The sequence below is a fragment of the Pseudomonas sp. MF6755 genome (assembly GCF_016405635.1).
Taxonomy (GTDB): domain Bacteria; phylum Pseudomonadota; class Gammaproteobacteria; order Pseudomonadales; family Pseudomonadaceae; genus Aquipseudomonas; species Aquipseudomonas haemolytica.
On the sequence record NZ_JAEKDA010000049.1, the window covers coordinates 1 to 1,339 of the forward strand.

Sequence of the window (1,339 nt, forward strand, 5' to 3'; positions counted from 1 at the left end):
TGAACTGCCCCCCAAAAGTTGGACAGGAGACGCTATTGATTTAGTGCCTGGGTCCGAAATTGTATCGGACTCAAGCCATTCAGTCTGAGGCTTATGCGGTCTTGGTTGTAGTAGGCGATGTAATCCTCTATGCCTGATGCCAGCTGCTCCACACTCTCAAATGATTGCAGATAGAAAAACTCGCTCTTGAGCGTGCCGAAAAAGCTCTCCATGGCGGCATTGTCCAAGCAATTACCCTTGCGCGACATGCTCTGCTCGATGTTTTTTTCGGCCAGCATGTGTCGGTAGGTAGGCTGCCTGTACTGCCAACCCTGGTCAGAGTGCAGTATTGGTTTTTCATCTCGACTCAGTCGCCCGAAGGCCTTTTCCAGCATCATCGAAACCATACTGAATTCGGGACGTCGGTTGATCTGGTAAGCCAGGATCTCGCCGTTGTACAAATCCATGAGAGGCGAGAGAAACAGCTTTTGCCCCTTCACCTTGAACTCCGTCACGTCGGTTGCCCATTTCTGGTTAGGGGCTTCTGCCTTAAATTCGCGCTTTAGTAGATCAGGCGCAACAAGCCCTTCAGCACCTCGGTAAGAGCGATATTTCTTCACTTTGACCAGCGACTTGAGGCCCATCATCTGCATCAGCCGATGCACCTTCTTGTGATTAATCAACTCATCACTGTTTCCAAGGGTCGCGGTGATGCGGCGGTAGCCGTAACGCCCCTTATGCCCGTGATAGACGCTGCGGATGCGATCTTTAAGGTCGGCATGCTTGTCGGTTAGCAGTGTTTTACTTTGGTAATAGAAGGTGCTGCGTGCAAGTCCCGCAGCACGTAGCAACAGAGCAAGTGGATGCTCATGCCTCAATCCTTGGACGGCCTGCGTTTTTTTGGCTGCGCAGTACGGGGATCCGCTTGGATTAAGGCATCGAGCTTTTTTAGATAGGCATTCTCCGCGCGCAGATAGGCCAGTTCTGCGAGCATTTGTTCAGGGGTCAGCTCTGCGTCCGCAGGAAGAGCAGGACTTGCTTTGGGTTGCCTGGAAGGTTTGCGGGGCATGCTGGACTCTTTAAGATGATGCGGTTGTAGTGCTTCTACACCGCCTTCATCGTACAGCTTTCGCCACTGCCTGATACTACTTGGACCACGGATATCAAACCGTATACAGGCCTGTTGGTCCGACAGTCCGTCTTGTTCGATGCACTGCAAAACCTTCAATTTAAACGGGGCATCGTAATGGCTGTACTTGGCAATCAAGCCAGAGGCGCCGTGCTTTTCAAAACCCTTGATCCAGCGCCGCAGCAGCGATGGACTCAAGCCATGCTTGAGGGCCACCTCATGAACGCTACT

Annotated in this window: 1 protein-coding gene; it reads right to left on the reverse strand. The window is 52.1% G+C overall.

Translation table 11 applies throughout. The annotated features are described in order from the left end of the window. Positions 1–32: 32 nt before the first annotated feature. Positions 33–1,339 (reverse strand): IS3 family transposase gene (locus tag JFT66_RS29625; RefSeq protein ID WP_198860627.1). Its coding sequence is split into 2 segments (ribosomal slippage), with 1,308 coding nucleotides annotated over them: positions 33–931 and positions 931–1,339; the frame shifts between segments, so codons are not numbered across the junction. This gene is flagged as partial in the annotation.